This window comes from Actinomycetota bacterium, assembly GCA_041658625.1.
In the GTDB taxonomy this organism is placed as follows: Bacteria; Actinomycetota; JAHEXW01; order JAHEXW01; family JAHEXW01; genus JBAZZW01.
The window spans coordinates 393,108-406,969 of record JBAZZW010000001.1; the positions used below are offsets into that span (position 1 = coordinate 393,108).

The following is a 13,862-nucleotide window of genomic DNA, read 5'->3' on the forward strand; positions in this document are numbered from 1 at the left end:
GCGCTGGAGTGGATTATCTGGTTGTTTGATTTTATCTTCCTGTAGTCTATCCGCTTTTATCTGCTGGTTTATATTTAATTGGATTATTAGTGCTTTGCTTGACTATGACGTTACGTTAGGGTTTATCCTATTAATTGGACAATTGATTAGTTGGACCACAGGAGGATTCTCGTGTTGAAAAGAATCAAGGAAGTCGCCGATATCGCCGGCGTAAGCGTCCGAACGTTGCACCATTACGACGAAATCGGCTTGCTAAAGCCGGCCGCCGCCAGCCAGGCCGGCTATAGGCAGTATTCCGAGGCGGACTTGATCCGCTTGCAGGAGATTCTTTTTTTCAAAGAGCTGGGTTTCGGGTTAGGCGAGATAAAAGAGATTCTCGACCAGCCCGGCTACGAGCGTCAAGATGCGCTCTTGACGCATAAACAAATCCTGCGGGAGAAGAACCAACGGATCAATAAACTTATCGGAGCTGTGGATAAAACTCTAGATGCCATGGAAAGGGGTTCAATAATGAGCAACGAGGAGATGTTTGGCGCCTTCGACGAGGCGACTATCGAAGAATACAAGAAAGAAGCGCGGGGGCGCTGGGGCGGTACCGAGGCCTATCGGGAAAGCGAACGCCGGACCGCCAAATACACCAAGGCGGACTGGGATAGGATCGGCGCCGAGAGCGCCGAAATTCACCAGCGGTTGGCCGACGTTATGGAGGCAGGGGTAGCGCCGAGCGACAGCGAGGCGCAAGAGCAGGCGGGGCGGTGGTTTAAACACATTGATAAGTACTTCTACCCTTGCACGGCGGAGATCTTTAAAGGTTTAGGAAAGATGTATGTCGCCGACCCGCGTTTTAAGAAAGTCTATGAAAACATCAGACCGGGCCTGGCTGAATTTATGAAACAGTCAATGGCCGTCTACGCAGACAGCGTGGGCGCCTAATAGGAAAGGTCGGGAGAATTATCTCCCGACCTTAAGGGCTTGATCCCCTTAGGAAAGTCCGGCAATTATAGATTTTGAAGTTGAGCTGCGTCCAGAAGCGTGTAGCCGGCGGCGGTTAAGGCGAATTCGGCCGCGTCGACATCCTCGACGCGCATACTGACGATGGCTTTATCTCCGCTTCTCGCCACGAAGGCGTAAGCGTATTCTACGTTGATCCCTTTGTCTTTAAGAGCGCCGAGAACTTTGGCCAGGCCGCCCGGAACGTCCGGTATCTCGACAGCCAGAACGTCGGTTTCAGCGACTGTAAAACCCGCGTCGGCCAGCATTTTACGGGCCGCGGCCGGGTCGTTAACGATCATGCGAACGATACCGAAGTCAGCGGCTTCGCCGATGGACAGCGCCCTCATGTTGATGCCGGCCTTGCCCAGTTCGTCGCAGAGTTCATATAACCTGCCCGAACGGTTTTCTAAGAATACTGATATTTGTTTGACTGACATTTTGGCCCCCTCACCTTAATCCTCTCCCCCCAGGGGAGAGGAATTAATATTTTACGTTCGTCTTCTCTCTATGGTCTCTGTCGTCACTTCCGCCTCTACTTCTTCAGGTCGCGTTTGTCGACGACGCGTTTGGCTTTGCCTTCGCTGCGCTGGATGGACTTCGGTTCGACCAGCTTTATCGTAACGCCTATCCCCAGCTCATCCCGGATCGCGGCGGAGATCTTCTTCTCCAGCCTTTCCAGCACCTTAATCTCGTCCGAGAATATATCCGGCGCGACCTCGACCTGGACCTCGACGTCGTCCATAACCCCCGACCGGTCAACGACTATTTGGTAATGAGGCTCGACGCCCTCGATGGCAACCAGGATATCCTCAACCTGGGACGGGAAGAAGTTTACACCCCGGATGATCAGCATATCGTCGGAACGGCCGAAAACGCGGGCCATCCGGGCGTGCGTCCGGCCGCAGGTGCAAGGCTCGTGACTCAGCTTCGTAATGTCTTTTGACCTATATCTGATAACCGGGGTCGCCTCCTTCATCAAGGAGGTAAAGACCAGTTCCCCGGGCTCCCCTTCCGGCATCCGCTCACCCGTTTCCGGATTAACGATCTCCGGAATGAAGTGATCCTCGAAAACATGCAAACCGTTCTTGGCCGAACACTCGCAGGACACGCCAGGCCCTAAGACTTCAGACAGACCATAAATATCGAACGCGTCGATGCCCATCTTTTCTTCGGCCTGCTTCCGCATGCTTTCGCTCCACGGTTCCGCCCCGAAGACTCCGATCTTAAGCGGAAGCTTGCGGATATCCACGCCCATCTCGGCTGCGGCTTCCGCCAAATGAAGGGCATATGAAGGGGTGCAGCATAAAACCGTCGCCGCAAAATCCTGCATAACCTTGATTTGCCGCTGGGTGTTGCCGCCGGACATAGGGATAGCCATGCCGCCCAGTTTCTCCACGCCGTAGTGCAATCCCAAACCGCCCGTGAAAAGTCCGTAGCCGTAGGCAATCTGCATCGTATCGCTTTTACCGGCCCCGCAAGATACAAGGCATCTGGCAATCAACCCGGCCCACTCGTCGATATCTTTCCGGGTGTAGCCGACCACGGTTACCTGGCCGGTCGTCCCCGACGACGCGTGCACCCGCACGACATCGTCGCGAGGAACCGCAAACAGCTTGAACGGGTAATTATCCCGCAAGTCTTGTTTCGTGGTAAACGGGACTTTGGTCAAGTCGGCCAGGTTCTTTATGTCATCCGGTTTGACGCCGGCCTCATCGAACTGCGCTTTATAGAACGGGACATTGCCGTAGACGCGCTCAAGCGTGTCTTTCAGCCTCGCAAACTGCAGCCTCTCCAGGTCTTCCCGGCTCATGGCTTCGTGTTTCTCGTCCCACAGCATGTCAGTCCCTCCTGTCCACTATCCGTTGGGCTTTGCCTCCGGTCCGCTCGATGGACTTCGGCTCGACCAGTTTGACTTTAACGAATATACCCAGAGCCGTCTGCAGACGGCTCTCGATTTCCCTTTCGAATTCAACAAGTTTCCGCATGGCGTCGGGAAAAACATCCTCGCGGACTTCCACATTAACCTCAATGTCATCCAAGACGCCCTTCTTTTTAAGGATTATCTGATACTGAGGCTCAACGCCCTCGATTTCCGTTAAGACCTGTTCGATCTGCGACGGAAAGACGTTGACGCCCTTGATTATAAGCATGTCATCGGTCCGGCCGAGAACCCTGGCCATCTTAATAAGCGTCCGGCCGCAGGCGCAAGGCTCGTCGATGAGGTAAGTCAAATCCCGCGTTCGGTACCTGATCATTGGAAATCCCTCTTTGGTCAAGGTGGTTATGACCAGCTCGCCTTTCTTTCCCGCCGCGGCCGGTTGTCCGGTTTCGGGATTGATTATTTCCGGGATGAAATGGTCCTCGTTGAAGTGCAAGCCGTTCTGGTGCTCGCACTCGCCGGCCACACCCGGCCCCATTACCTCGGTCAGCCCGTAGTTGTCAGTTGCCAGGATACCCATACGCTGCTGGATTTCCTGACGCATACCTTCACTCCAGGGCTCGGAGCCAAACATCCCGACTCTCAAAGGAAGTTCCCGGATGTCGATATTCATTCCCGCGGCGACCTCAGCCAGATGAAGCGCGTACGTCGGCGTGCCGATCAACAACGTCGTGCCGAAATCGCGCATGATCTGAACATGCCGTTCTGTGTTGCCGGTGGACGCCGGCAGAACAGCCGCGCCGACGCGTTCCAGCCCGTAATGCAATCCGAAACCTCCGGTAAACATGCCGTAACCGAAGGAGACTTGGGCCAAATCGTCCTCGGTAACACCGGCGGCCGTAATGAGGCGAGCCACCAGCTCCGACCAGGTATTAAGGTCGCCTCGCGAGTAACCGACGACGACAGGCGTCCCGGTCGTACCCGAAGTTGAATGAATACGGACGATCTTGCTCATCGGAAGCGCGAAGAAACCGTACGGATAGTCTTCTTTGAGTTCGTCTTTCGATGTAAACGGCACTTTGGCCAGGTCGGTAAGCGACCGGATGTCTTTCGGTTTCAGGCCGGCGGCGTCGAATTTCTGCTGATAAGCGGGTACCCTTTCGTAAGCCCATTTAACGACCCATTGCAGGCGCTGCAACTGCAGCTCCCTAAGTTTCTCCCGCGGCATCTGTTCATATTCGGGATTCCAGATTCTACCCATGCGCCCCCCTATATCTTCTTCCCAAAGTAGATTTCCTTGACCGCCGGATCGTTCAGAAGATTCTGTCCCGTATCGTCCATGACACATTGACCTGTCTGGAATACATAACCGCGGTCGGCGATATTAAGCGCTATATTAGCATCCTGCTCAACGAGCAATATAGTCAACCCTTCTTTATTGAGCCTGTCCAGAGCGCTAAAAATCGATTTAATGACTTTCGGCGCCAGTCCCATCGACGGCTCGTCCAGCATCAACAGACGCGGCCGGCTCATCAAAGCCCGGCCTACGGCCAACATTTGCTGCTCCCCGCCGCTTAACGTCGAGGCCGGCTGGTTTGTCCTTTCCGCCAAAACGGGGAATAGGTCGAGAACGAAAGCCAGCTGCTCGTCAAAGGCGGCGCGGCGGCGGCGTTTCAAAAAGACATAGCCGCCCATCTCCAGGTTCTCGCGAACAGACATATCAGGGAACAGCTGCCTGCCTTCGGGAACAAGGCTTAAACCCGCTGTGACGACCTTCTCGGCCGGCCGGCCCGTGATGTTCACACCCTCGAATTCCACTTTCCCTCTTTGCGGTTTTAGCTGGCCGGAAACGGTTTTCAGAAGCGTGCTCTTACCGGAACCGTTGGCCCCTATAACCGTGACGATTTCGCCTTGTTTGACCTCAAGGTCGACGCCTTTTAAAGCTACGACATGGCCGTAACCGGCAACCAGCCGTTCGATTTTAAGCATCGTCGGCGCTCCCTAAGTAAGCTTCGATTACCCTTTCGTCCTCTTGGATGAGAAAGGGCGGCCCCTCGGCAATCTTCTCGCCCTGGTCCAGCACAACAATCTCGTCGGATACGTCCATAACCAGACCCATATCGTGCTCAACTAGCAATATGGTTATGCCCTGGTCCCTTATCTTCCGGATAGCGCTTTTCAGGAGGTCCGTCTCGGCATTATTCAGTCCGGCGGCCGGTTCGTCCAGCATGATTAGTTCCGGGGTAGCCGCCAGAGCCCGCGCTATCTCCAAAAGGCGCCTTTCACCGGCCGGCAGATTTCCAGCCTCTTCTCTCGATTTCTCGACCAGGCCGACTATTTTCAACGCTTGGCGCGCCGTTTCCCGCCTGTCCCTTTCCGTACGCCAAACGGCGGGCAACCGCAACATATACGTCCAAACCGATAGACGGGTACGAGCTTCACTGGCGACCATGGCGTTCTCTTCCACGGTCATTTCGTCAAACAGGAGTGTATTCTGGAATGTGCGCGACAAACCGAGGCGCGCCCGCTTATGAGGCTTCAGTATCCCCAATTCCCGGTCTTTGAATTCAACATGGCCTGCGTCCGACTTCAAAACACCGCTTATGAGGTTGAAGACCGTTGTCTTACCCGCACCGTTCGGTCCGATAACGGATTTAATCTGACCCGCCGACACCGAAAAAGTCAGGTCTTGAACCGCCGTGACGCCGCCAAATGCCTTAGATAAGCCCTCGACTTTAAGCAGGCTCATCGCGCTTCACCAGATTTCGAGTCAGCCTCTTGCCCAACATCACGAGCTCGACAAACAATCCGCGCGGCGCGAAGATCATCACCAAAACCAAAGTCGCGCCGAAGAAGAACAGGCTCCAGTCCTGATATTGCCGGAAATATTCCGAAATCGCGGTCACCAGAACCGCTCCCAGCGCCGCCGCCAGCAGGTTTTCACTGCCGCCGATAACAACCATGATGACCAGGCTGATCGATAAAGCGATACCGAACGTGTCCGGGCTGATATAGGTTACGTAATGGGCGTACAGACCGCCGGCCAGGCCGGCGAAAACACCGCTGAGGGTGAATATGATCATTTTCTGACGTTCAATGTTAATGCCGATTGATGCGGCCGCGATCTCGTTCTGATGCATAGCCCTTAGCGCCCGGCCTTTCTGCGACCGGACAAGATTCAGCGACAGGATCAGAGACAGGAGAACCGCCGCCAGGACTAGATAGTAGAATGATGTATTTGTGTCAAACACGAATTTGCCGGCGTTGAAGGGCGGAATCATGGAAATCCCCGCCGGGCCGCCCGTAAGTCCGATGAGTTCGACAAGAAATATCTGAATGATTATGCCGGCGCCCAATGTCGCCATGGCCAGATAGTGGCCTCGCAACCTGAGGGCCGGCAAGCCGATTATATAGGCGGCCAGGCCAGCTAAGATTGCCCCGGCAATTATGGTCAGGAACGGATTAAGATGCAGTTTCGTCGACAGGATCGCGCTGGTATAAGCGCCCAACCCGTAAAGACCGGCGTGGCCGAGCGAGATTTGTCCGGCATAGCCCAAGAGAAGCGACAAGCCGAACACTATGATGACGTTTATGCCGATGAAGATACAGATGGTTAAGAGAAAATCGTCGAGGAACAACGGCAGCACGGCTAAAAGAAGAAAAAGGGCCGCCAGTCCCCCCATCAGCATGAGACTATTCCGATTGAGCTTCATTATCGCCTCATGCCCACTTTCCCAAAGACGCCGCTGGGTTTGATAAGCAACACGGCCAGGAGGACGATGAGCGCAATGGCCTCCTTGAAAGCCGAGGAAATCAAGCCCGCGCCTAGTGATTCGATTAAACCAAGGGCGAATCCGCCGAGGACCGAACCAAGCGGATTGGCCAAGCCTCCCAGAATGGCGGCGCTGAATCCTTTGATCCCTAAGCCCGCGCCGGAGTTGAAGCTCATCATAACGAGCGGCGCGATGGCCACGCCGGCGACCGCGCCCAAGGCGGCCGAGAAAGCAAAGGAATACATGACCATCCGGGAGCTGTTAATGCCCATCAGCCGCGCGGCCGAGGAGTTCATGGAGCTGGCCAGCATGGCCTTTCCGGTAACCGTAAACCGGAAGAATAGTTGCATGGCCGTTACGATGAGAACGGTAAGTCCGATAATGAACAACTGTTGAGGCAGGATCGTCGTGCCCAGGAAGACATAAGGTTTGTCCCCGAAGAAATGGGGCAAGGAGAGAGCCTCCTTGCCCCAAATCAACATAGCCAACGTTCTAAGCAGTATGGACATGCCGATGGTCGCGATGATCAACGACATAGCCGCGGCGTTCCTCAAAGGGAACACAACCAACCGCTCGAACGCGATTCCGAGAAGCGTTACCGACAGAACCGCCAGTATCACGGCCAACGGCAGCGGCAGATGCAGCGTAGCGTAAAACATGTATGCAGCCAGACCGCCGATGACCACAAACTCGCCCTGGGCGAAGTTGATGATCTGCCGGGCGTTATAAATCAACGTAAAGCCCAAAGCGATCAGGGCATATATGGCTCCGTTGGCAAGCCCCGTGATGACAAACTGAAGCAGTTTACTTGCCAGCTTGTTTCCCCGTCCTTATTTGGCTTGTGTCCACTTCCCGTTTTCAATCTTGATCATAACAAGATCGGTGATCTTCAAACCGTCGTGATTCGTGGTCGAATAGGTATAGATTCCATCCGGACCCGCGAATCCCTTGGTCTTCTCGATTTCATTGCGGAGCTTGGTTTTATCCGCTCCCGATTTCTTCAACGCGCCGGTCAAAATATATAGCGCGTCATAAGCGTGACCCGCGAACGTATTCGGCGCTTCGTTGTTGTACTTGGCCTTGTAGTCCTTGATGAACTTGTCCACGGCCTTTTTCTGCGCGGCATTCGTGATCGAAGACGGGATCGTGATCTTGCCGGCCGGGAAAACAACGCCGTTGCCGGCGTCGCCTGCCAGCTCGATGAACTTGGCGTTGGCGATGCCGTGGCTGCCGATAAACGGCTGCGTCATGCCAAGCTGTTTCATCGTCTGCGCCGCTTTAGCCGGTATCGGGTTGGTGCCCCAAACGACAACGACTTCAGGATTCGCGGCCTTGATGTTGGTTAACTGCGCCGTGACATCTGCCGCCGTCGTCTCATATTTCTCCTGGGCGACGACTGTCATGCCCTTCTTAGGCGCAACCTTGGTAATCGTGTCGATGCCGTCCTGGCCGAACGGATTGGAGTCGTAAAGAACGGCGATCTTCTTTACCTTCAAGGTCTTCTCAATGTAAGCCAGCGCCGCTTCGGCCGCTATAGCGTTCTTGGCCGGCGCGCGGAACGTCCATTTGTTGTCCGTGTCGGTGATGATGTTTCCGGCCGCTACAGAGAGAAACGGAACCTTCTTGGATGTCAGGATCGGCTTGATCCCCATCGATGTTCCGGTTCCCGTCCCGCCGATAATGGCAATGACCTTATCCACCTGAATCAGCTTGTTAACGGCCGCGACCGCTTTGGCCGTATCGGACTCGTCGTCCTCCAGCACCATTTCGAGCTGGTGGCCGTCTACGCCGCCGCTCTTGTTGATGTTGTCTACCTCCAAGGTCAACGCTTTCTTCTCAGCCTCGCCCAAAGGCGCGTTCGCGCCTGTCACTGAGAGGATGGCGCCGATCTTGTACGGCTCTTTCTTTGTTTCCGTTGGCGGCTTTTCCGTGGTCGTCGTGCAACCGGCCAGGACCAGCCCCGCCAGCGCGAACAGCGCCAGCAGGCGTACAACCTTTCTGCTCATTCTTCCTCCTTTTTACGTTGTTCCAAGATGACCATCAAAATACTTAGGGGAGTAATTAAAGACGTTGCCAGCCAACGTCGAAATCCCTGGTCTTCTCGTTTATCAGCCGTATATCAAAAGCGTCCCTCGCACAGGCCGCGAAATTTAAAGCGCCGAAATATCAGCCTGAGACAACAAAGGCATACCGGCGCCAGTCAGCGCTTCGACCGCTTTGTCGATGTTTTCAACGCTGAAGGCGATCTTTGTATCAGCTATTACGTACATATACTCTACACTAATCTCGTGCTCAGAAAAAACTTTAAGGATACCGGCCAGGCCGCCCGGTTTATCCGGTACATTAACGCAGATGACGTCCGACTCCTTGGCCGTGAATCCCAGGTCGTCCAGGACCTTCTTAGCCTTGTCGGCGTCGGCCACAATCAGCCGGAAGATGCCATAATCAGCCATGTCGGCGACGGAAAAGCCGCGGATGTTGATGCCGTCCTTCCCTAAGGCTTCGGTGATCTCAGTTAACCGGCCCGGTTTGTTCTCCATAAAGACGGATAATTGCTTGATAACGTAATCAGACATTCTTTACCTCCCAGCCGAGTTCGAAAGCTTTTAGGTTTATCTCCAGAGTTTTTTGCGGAACACGCCCGGTAATCGTCTCGATCCATTGTTTCTTATCGAAAGGCAGGCCGGAGGCCAGGGCTCCCAGCATAGCCATATTGGCGGCGCGGACATTCCCGGCCTTCTTCCCCAGTTTATTGGCTTCAACAACCAAAGTCTTCTTGAAAGTGGATTTAAGCCGGCCAACCGGGTCGTCAGGATAAGCGGCTACGCCCAACGCGACCGGAGCCGGCGCGATCCTTTGAGTATTAACGATAACCGTTCCCCGCGGGCGGACAAACGGCGCCCAGCGCAGCGCCTCCAGTTCCTCATAAGCCAAAAGGTAATCGGCCTCACCCCGGCTGATTAGCGGAGATTCGATCTTCTTGCCGAAGCGGACCATCGAATGAACCGAACCGCCCCGCTGGCTCATCCCGTGGATCTCCGCTTGCTTAACGTCGTAACCATTATCCACGAGCAGCCTGGCCAGGATATCGGCCGATAGGAGGATGCCCTGGCCGCCAACGCCGACGATGAGGATGTCGGTAATCCTATCAGTTGTCTTTCCGGCCATGACTATCCCTCCTTCTTTTGTGAGATCGCGTCGAACTTGCAGGCTTTGAAGCAGAGGGCGCAGCCGACGCAGACGGTCTCGTCGATTTGCGGCAGACCGTCGATGCGGGCGATCGCGGGGCAGCCGATATTTATGCAGGCGCCGCAATCCTTGCATTTCTCTCGGTCGATGACATAGGGCGGTTCGCTGAACCGTTCCGTCAGCAAGCAGGGCCGCCTGGCGATAATCAACGAAGACGCTTCTCTTTTCATCTCTTCTTTAATTACCTTCTCCGTTTCTTCGACATCGTAAGGATCGACGACCCGGACGGACGCGACGCCTACGGCCTTGCCAAGCTTCTCGAAATCAAGTTCGTGGGCAGGCGTACCTTTAAGGGTGCGGCCGGTTGCCGGGTGATGCTGGCGCCCGGTCATCGCGGTGATCCGGTTATCCAGAATGATGATGGTATTCTGCCCTCCGTTATAGACATTGTTGATCAGCCCGGTTATCCCCGAGTGGATGAAGGTCGAATCGCCGATGACGCCGACGGCCTTTTTCTTGAACGCCGGATCGGCCTGGCCGAAACCGTGTACGACGGTGGCGCCGGTACCCATGCAAAGCTGTGTGTCCAGAACAGATAGGGGCGGCAGCGCGCCTAAGGTGTAACAGCCAATGTCGCCGTTGACAATCGCTCGGAGCCTTTTCAGAACATAGTAGACGGCGCGATGAGGACAGCCGGCGCACATGACAGGCGGCCGCATCGAAACATCCGAGAAGGAACCGGCCAGTTTGTCGCTGGTCTCAAGCGCGGCGGCCAAACCGGGTTTGGCCAGATCTTTGGCCAAGGCGTAGGCGCCGGTTAGACCGAGATAAACGATATCCGGGTTTAGCTCGCCGACCATCGGCAGAACCGCTTTGCCAATAACCGGACGCCACCAGCGGTGACGCGACGATACGATGTCCATGGCTTTGATCTGGTCCTCCAGGAATGGGTCGAGCTCTTCGACAACGAACAATTGGTCAACGGTGGCGGCAAAAGATTTGATCGTCTCGACCGGCAGCGGGTAGGTCATCCCCAGTTTCAAGTGGCTGGCCCCGGGAAACGCCTCAACAGCATATGTGTGAGCGGCGCCCGCCGCGATTATTCCCATTTTCGAACTGCCCTCTATAACGGAATTGAGATCACTCGCCTCATTGTATTCGGCCAGGCGCCGGAGGCGTTCTTCGACAAAAACGTGTCTTTTCATCGCATTGCCCGGCAACATGACGTATTTATCGAACCGCTTTTTGTATGGTTTATTGCTAACTTCGGTTCGTTCGCCTAAGGCAACGATCGATTTGGAATGAGAGATCCGCGTCGTCGTCCGCAGCATGACCGGGGTGTCGAATTCCTCCGAAATCTCGAAGGCGCGAATCAGCATGTCTTTGGCTTCGCCGGAATCGGCCGGCTCAAGCATCGGAATCTTCGCCGCCCGCGCGTAATGCCGGTTGTCTTGTTCGTTCTGGGAGCTATGAAGCTGCGGGTCGTCGGCGTTAACAAAGACAAATCCGCCGTTAACCCCGGTATATGAGAAAGTAAATAGCGGGTCGGCGGCAACGTTAAGGCCGACTTGCTTCATCGTCACGAGCACCCGGGCGCCGGCGATGGACGCGCCGATCCCGGTCTCGAATGCTACTTTTTCGTTGGGGGCCCATTCGGCATAGACCTCGTCGTATTTGACGAGCTCTTCCAGAATCTCCGTCGAAGGCGTGCCCGGATATCCGGAGGCGACCGTTACGCCCGCTTCCCAGGCTGCTCGCGCGAGCGCCTCGTTTCCCGACATGAGAACGCGTTCCATAAAGCCCCCTTTTTCATCAATCACTCTGATTCTCCGATTAATCGGAGAATCAGAGATTATTTACGTTTGATAAGGTCGGCCGCGGTTTCCCGGCCGCTCTTTAGAATCGAGGATTCGTTCATCGATTCAAGTATTCTATCTCGCATTAGCCAGCGGCCGTCGACCATTGTGTCCGAAACATCGGCCGCGCCGGCGCTATAGACAAGATTCGCGACGACACTGTGCTGAGGCGTCAGATGCGGTTTGTTGGTATCGACAAGTATGATATCAGCTTTAAAACCGGGTGTCAGACGGCCGATTTTGTCCGCCATACCGACCGCTTGCGCCCCGCCCCGCGTGGCCATATGTAGAGCCTGATATGCGGAAACCATGGTCGCGTCGAAAGTCTCGATTTTATGGATAAGCGCCGCCAGGCGGGTTTCTTCGAACATATCCAGGTTGTTGTTGGAGGCCGCCCCGTCGGTGCCCAGCGCCATATCGATATTGTGTTGCATAAAATCCCAAACCGGCGCGATACCGCTGGCCAGTTTGAGATTGCTGCCCGGGGTATGCGCCGCCGTATAAGGGGCGACGGCGGCCAGGTCCGTTTCTTCGTCAGTTAAGTAAACCGAATGCGCCGCCAGAAGCGGGAGACCCAAGAGCCCGGTGTCTTTAAGAATGTCAAAGGGTTGTTTGTTGTTCAGTTTGAGGATCTCGTCGCGCTCCGTGCGAGTTTCCAGAAGGTGGGTGTGTACCCCGGCCTTCAATTCGCGCGCCCGCTCGGCAATCCTTTTTAGTATGTTTTCATCGCAGGTGTAAAGGGAGTGCGGCCCGAAGACGCCGGTAACGCGATCCTCTCTGGTTTGCCATTCGCCAATAAAACGAGCCGCTTTCTCCAGGTCTTCGTCAACGCTCGGCAAGAATCCGAGGACGACGCCGCACACGCTGGCTCTCAGGCCGCTGTCCATTACCGCTGAGGCGATTTCGTCCGCCGCGAAATACATGTCGGCCAAACACGTCGTACCGCCCTTGATCATCTCTGCCGCGGCCAGCATCGTGCCGTCGTAAACGTCGCCCTCACGCAAGAACGCTTCGCGCGGCCAGATCTTGGTCTCCAACCATTCCTGCAGGGGCATATCATCGGCATATCCTCGCAGCAGCGTCATGGCCGAGTGCGTATGAGCGTTGATCAGCCCCGGCAGCGCCACTTTGCCGCGGCCGTCGATTACCTCCGCGCCGCCTGCCGCCAAAGAACCGCTCGCGCCCAGGCCCGCGATTTTGTCTCCGTCAACCAAGATATCGGCGTCTTTCAGGATATCCGCTTCGTCGTTCATGGTGACGGCTGTTACGCCTTTTACTAGATACCTGCTCACAGTAGCTTCCCTGTCGCTGCTGCCTTAAGGAAGAGGTCCAAGAGAGTCGCCAGCCATTTTTCCATAACATCCGCGCATTCTTTATAAGTGAGATCATGTCCGGCCATGCCGGCGGCGTAGTTGGTCGCGACGGCCATTGAAGCATACGGAATCTCCAGCTCGTTGGCTAGGACGACCTCCGGGACGCCGGTCATACCGACGACGTCGCCGCCGAGCGTTCTAAACATCCTGATCTCCGCCGGCGTCTCAAAACGAGGTCCTTCCGTGCAGACATAGGTGCCGTTTCTATGCAATTCGATGCCCTTTTCCGTAGCCGCGGTCAGAAGAAGTCGCCTGAGAGTGCCGTCGTAAGGTTCAGTCTCATCGGTGTGTTTAAGCAGCGCTCCCTCGCCCGAAAACGTTGAAGCGCGCGTCTTGGTAAAATCAATAAAATCGTCTAGCAGGACAAAATCGCCGGGGCTGATCTCGTTTTTCAGCGAACCGACAGCGGCGGCGGCCAGGATATGCGTAACGCCGGCGCCTTTAAGCGCCCGTATATTTGCCCTGTAGTTGATGAGATGCGGCGGAATGTCGTGATTCAGCCCGTGGCGAGCCAGGAAGATGATTTCGCCGCCGCCCCACCGGCCGCGAACCAGAGCGGCCTCGCCGTACGGCGTCCTGACCGTTTCATCTTGTCTTTTATCGAGACTTCCGGCAGCCTTTTCCAGACCGGTGCCGCCGATTATCGCCAGAGTCAAATTAAGCCTCCACTATGAAAAACGCGTTTCGCGGGCATAGCATAGGCATATATCTTACCGAAAACGCCCTGTTTACGCTAGCTGTGGCAACACTTCAAAGGATTTATTCTTGCCGGAGATATTTATGCGGGATGCGAATGGAG

General features: G+C 55.4%; 14 protein-coding genes. 1 reads left to right on the plus strand and 13 read right to left on the minus strand.

The annotated features are described in order from the left end of the window. Nucleotides 1–171 precede the first annotated feature (171 nt). A complete protein-coding gene (locus tag WC891_01845; GenBank protein ID MFA5866697.1) occupies nucleotides 172–933 on the plus strand; it encodes a MerR family transcriptional regulator in 762 nt (253 codons plus the stop codon). A gap of 65 nt (nucleotides 934–998) precedes the next feature. On the opposite strand, the gene WC891_01850 is transcribed toward WC891_01845, so the two are convergent. From WC891_01850 to WC891_01910, 13 genes are all read right to left on the minus strand, one after another. Beyond that, the gene (locus WC891_01850) at nucleotides 999–1,430 is read right to left on the minus strand and encodes an ACT domain-containing protein (GenBank protein MFA5866698.1); all 432 of its coding nucleotides are present in this window, start codon (nucleotides 1,428–1,430) and stop codon (nucleotides 999–1,001) included. 95 nt (nucleotides 1,431–1,525) lie between these two features. Next, nucleotides 1,526–2,830: a phenylacetate--CoA ligase gene (locus WC891_01855; GenBank protein ID MFA5866699.1), complete on the minus strand. Its 1,305-nt coding sequence runs from the start codon at nucleotides 2,828–2,830 to the stop codon at nucleotides 1,526–1,528. Nucleotide 2,831: 1 nt separating this feature from the next. Beyond that, the gene (locus WC891_01860; protein MFA5866700.1) at nucleotides 2,832–4,133 is read right to left on the minus strand and encodes a phenylacetate--CoA ligase; all 1,302 of its coding nucleotides are present in this window, start codon (nucleotides 4,131–4,133) and stop codon (nucleotides 2,832–2,834) included. A gap of 8 nt (nucleotides 4,134–4,141) precedes the next feature. Continuing rightward, the gene (locus WC891_01865) at nucleotides 4,142–4,861 is read right to left on the minus strand and encodes an ABC transporter ATP-binding protein (protein ID MFA5866701.1); all 720 of its coding nucleotides are present in this window, start codon (nucleotides 4,859–4,861) and stop codon (nucleotides 4,142–4,144) included. Beyond that, nucleotides 4,854–5,621 carry an ABC transporter ATP-binding protein gene (locus WC891_01870; protein ID MFA5866702.1) on the minus strand — a complete coding sequence of 256 codons (768 nt, stop codon included), beginning with the start codon at nucleotides 5,619–5,621 and terminating at the stop codon, nucleotides 4,854–4,856. Before WC891_01870 ends, WC891_01865 begins: the two co-directional genes overlap by 8 nt. Next, nucleotides 5,608–6,585 (minus strand): branched-chain amino acid ABC transporter permease, encoded by a 978-nt coding sequence (locus tag WC891_01875; GenBank protein ID MFA5866703.1) that lies wholly within the window; start codon nucleotides 6,583–6,585, stop codon nucleotides 5,608–5,610. The genes WC891_01870 and WC891_01875 overlap by 14 nt, the downstream gene beginning before the upstream one ends. Next, entirely contained in the window at nucleotides 6,585–7,460 is an 876-nt protein-coding gene (locus WC891_01880) for a branched-chain amino acid ABC transporter permease (GenBank protein MFA5866704.1), read from the minus strand. Before WC891_01880 ends, WC891_01875 begins: the two co-directional genes overlap by 1 nt. Before the next feature lie 15 nt (nucleotides 7,461–7,475). Next, the gene (locus tag WC891_01885) at nucleotides 7,476–8,651 is read right to left on the minus strand and encodes an ABC transporter substrate-binding protein (protein ID MFA5866705.1); all 1,176 of its coding nucleotides are present in this window, start codon (nucleotides 8,649–8,651) and stop codon (nucleotides 7,476–7,478) included. A gap of 144 nt (nucleotides 8,652–8,795) precedes the next feature. Further along, a complete protein-coding gene (locus WC891_01890; protein MFA5866706.1) occupies nucleotides 8,796–9,221 on the minus strand; it encodes an ACT domain-containing protein in 426 nt (141 codons plus the stop codon). Beyond that, complete coding sequence (locus WC891_01895; protein MFA5866707.1) at nucleotides 9,214–9,813, minus strand: indolepyruvate oxidoreductase subunit beta; 600 nt, start codon at nucleotides 9,811–9,813, stop codon at nucleotides 9,214–9,216. Before WC891_01895 ends, WC891_01890 begins: the two co-directional genes overlap by 8 nt. A 2-nt stretch (nucleotides 9,814–9,815) precedes the next feature. After that, complete coding sequence (gene iorA / locus WC891_01900) at nucleotides 9,816–11,630, minus strand: indolepyruvate ferredoxin oxidoreductase subunit alpha (GenBank protein MFA5866708.1); 1,815 nt, start codon at nucleotides 11,628–11,630, stop codon at nucleotides 9,816–9,818. 56 nt (nucleotides 11,631–11,686) lie between these two features. After that, entirely contained in the window at nucleotides 11,687–12,982 is a 1,296-nt protein-coding gene (locus tag WC891_01905) for an amidohydrolase (protein ID MFA5866709.1), read from the minus strand. Then, entirely contained in the window at nucleotides 12,979–13,719 is a 741-nt protein-coding gene (locus WC891_01910; GenBank protein MFA5866710.1) for an S-methyl-5'-thioinosine phosphorylase, read from the minus strand. The genes WC891_01905 and WC891_01910 overlap by 4 nt, the downstream gene beginning before the upstream one ends. Nucleotides 13,720–13,862 lie beyond the last annotated feature (143 nt).

Coding starts and splice junctions, on each gene's coding strand:
- WC891_01850 (MFA5866698.1), bottom strand. CDS start 1,430: ATGTCAGTCAAACAAATATCAGTATTCTTAGAAAACCGTTCGGGCAGG.
- WC891_01855 (MFA5866699.1), bottom strand. CDS start 2,830: ATGCTGTGGGACGAGAAACACGAAGCCATGAGCCGGGAAGACCTGGAG.
- WC891_01860 (MFA5866700.1), bottom strand. CDS start 4,133: ATGGGTAGAATCTGGAATCCCGAATATGAACAGATGCCGCGGGAGAAA.
- WC891_01865 (MFA5866701.1), bottom strand. CDS start 4,861: ATGCTTAAAATCGAACGGCTGGTTGCCGGTTACGGCCATGTCGTAGCT.
- WC891_01870 (MFA5866702.1), bottom strand. CDS start 5,621: ATGAGCCTGCTTAAAGTCGAGGGCTTATCTAAGGCATTTGGCGGCGTC.
- WC891_01875 (MFA5866703.1), bottom strand. CDS start 6,585: ATGAAGCTCAATCGGAATAGTCTCATGCTGATGGGGGGACTGGCGGCC.
- WC891_01885 (MFA5866705.1), bottom strand. CDS start 8,651: ATGAGCAGAAAGGTTGTACGCCTGCTGGCGCTGTTCGCGCTGGCGGGG.
- WC891_01890 (MFA5866706.1), bottom strand. CDS start 9,221: ATGTCTGATTACGTTATCAAGCAATTATCCGTCTTTATGGAGAACAAA.
- WC891_01895 (MFA5866707.1), bottom strand. CDS start 9,813: ATGGCCGGAAAGACAACTGATAGGATTACCGACATCCTCATCGTCGGC.
- iorA (MFA5866708.1), bottom strand. CDS start 11,630: ATGGAACGCGTTCTCATGTCGGGAAACGAGGCGCTCGCGCGAGCAGCC.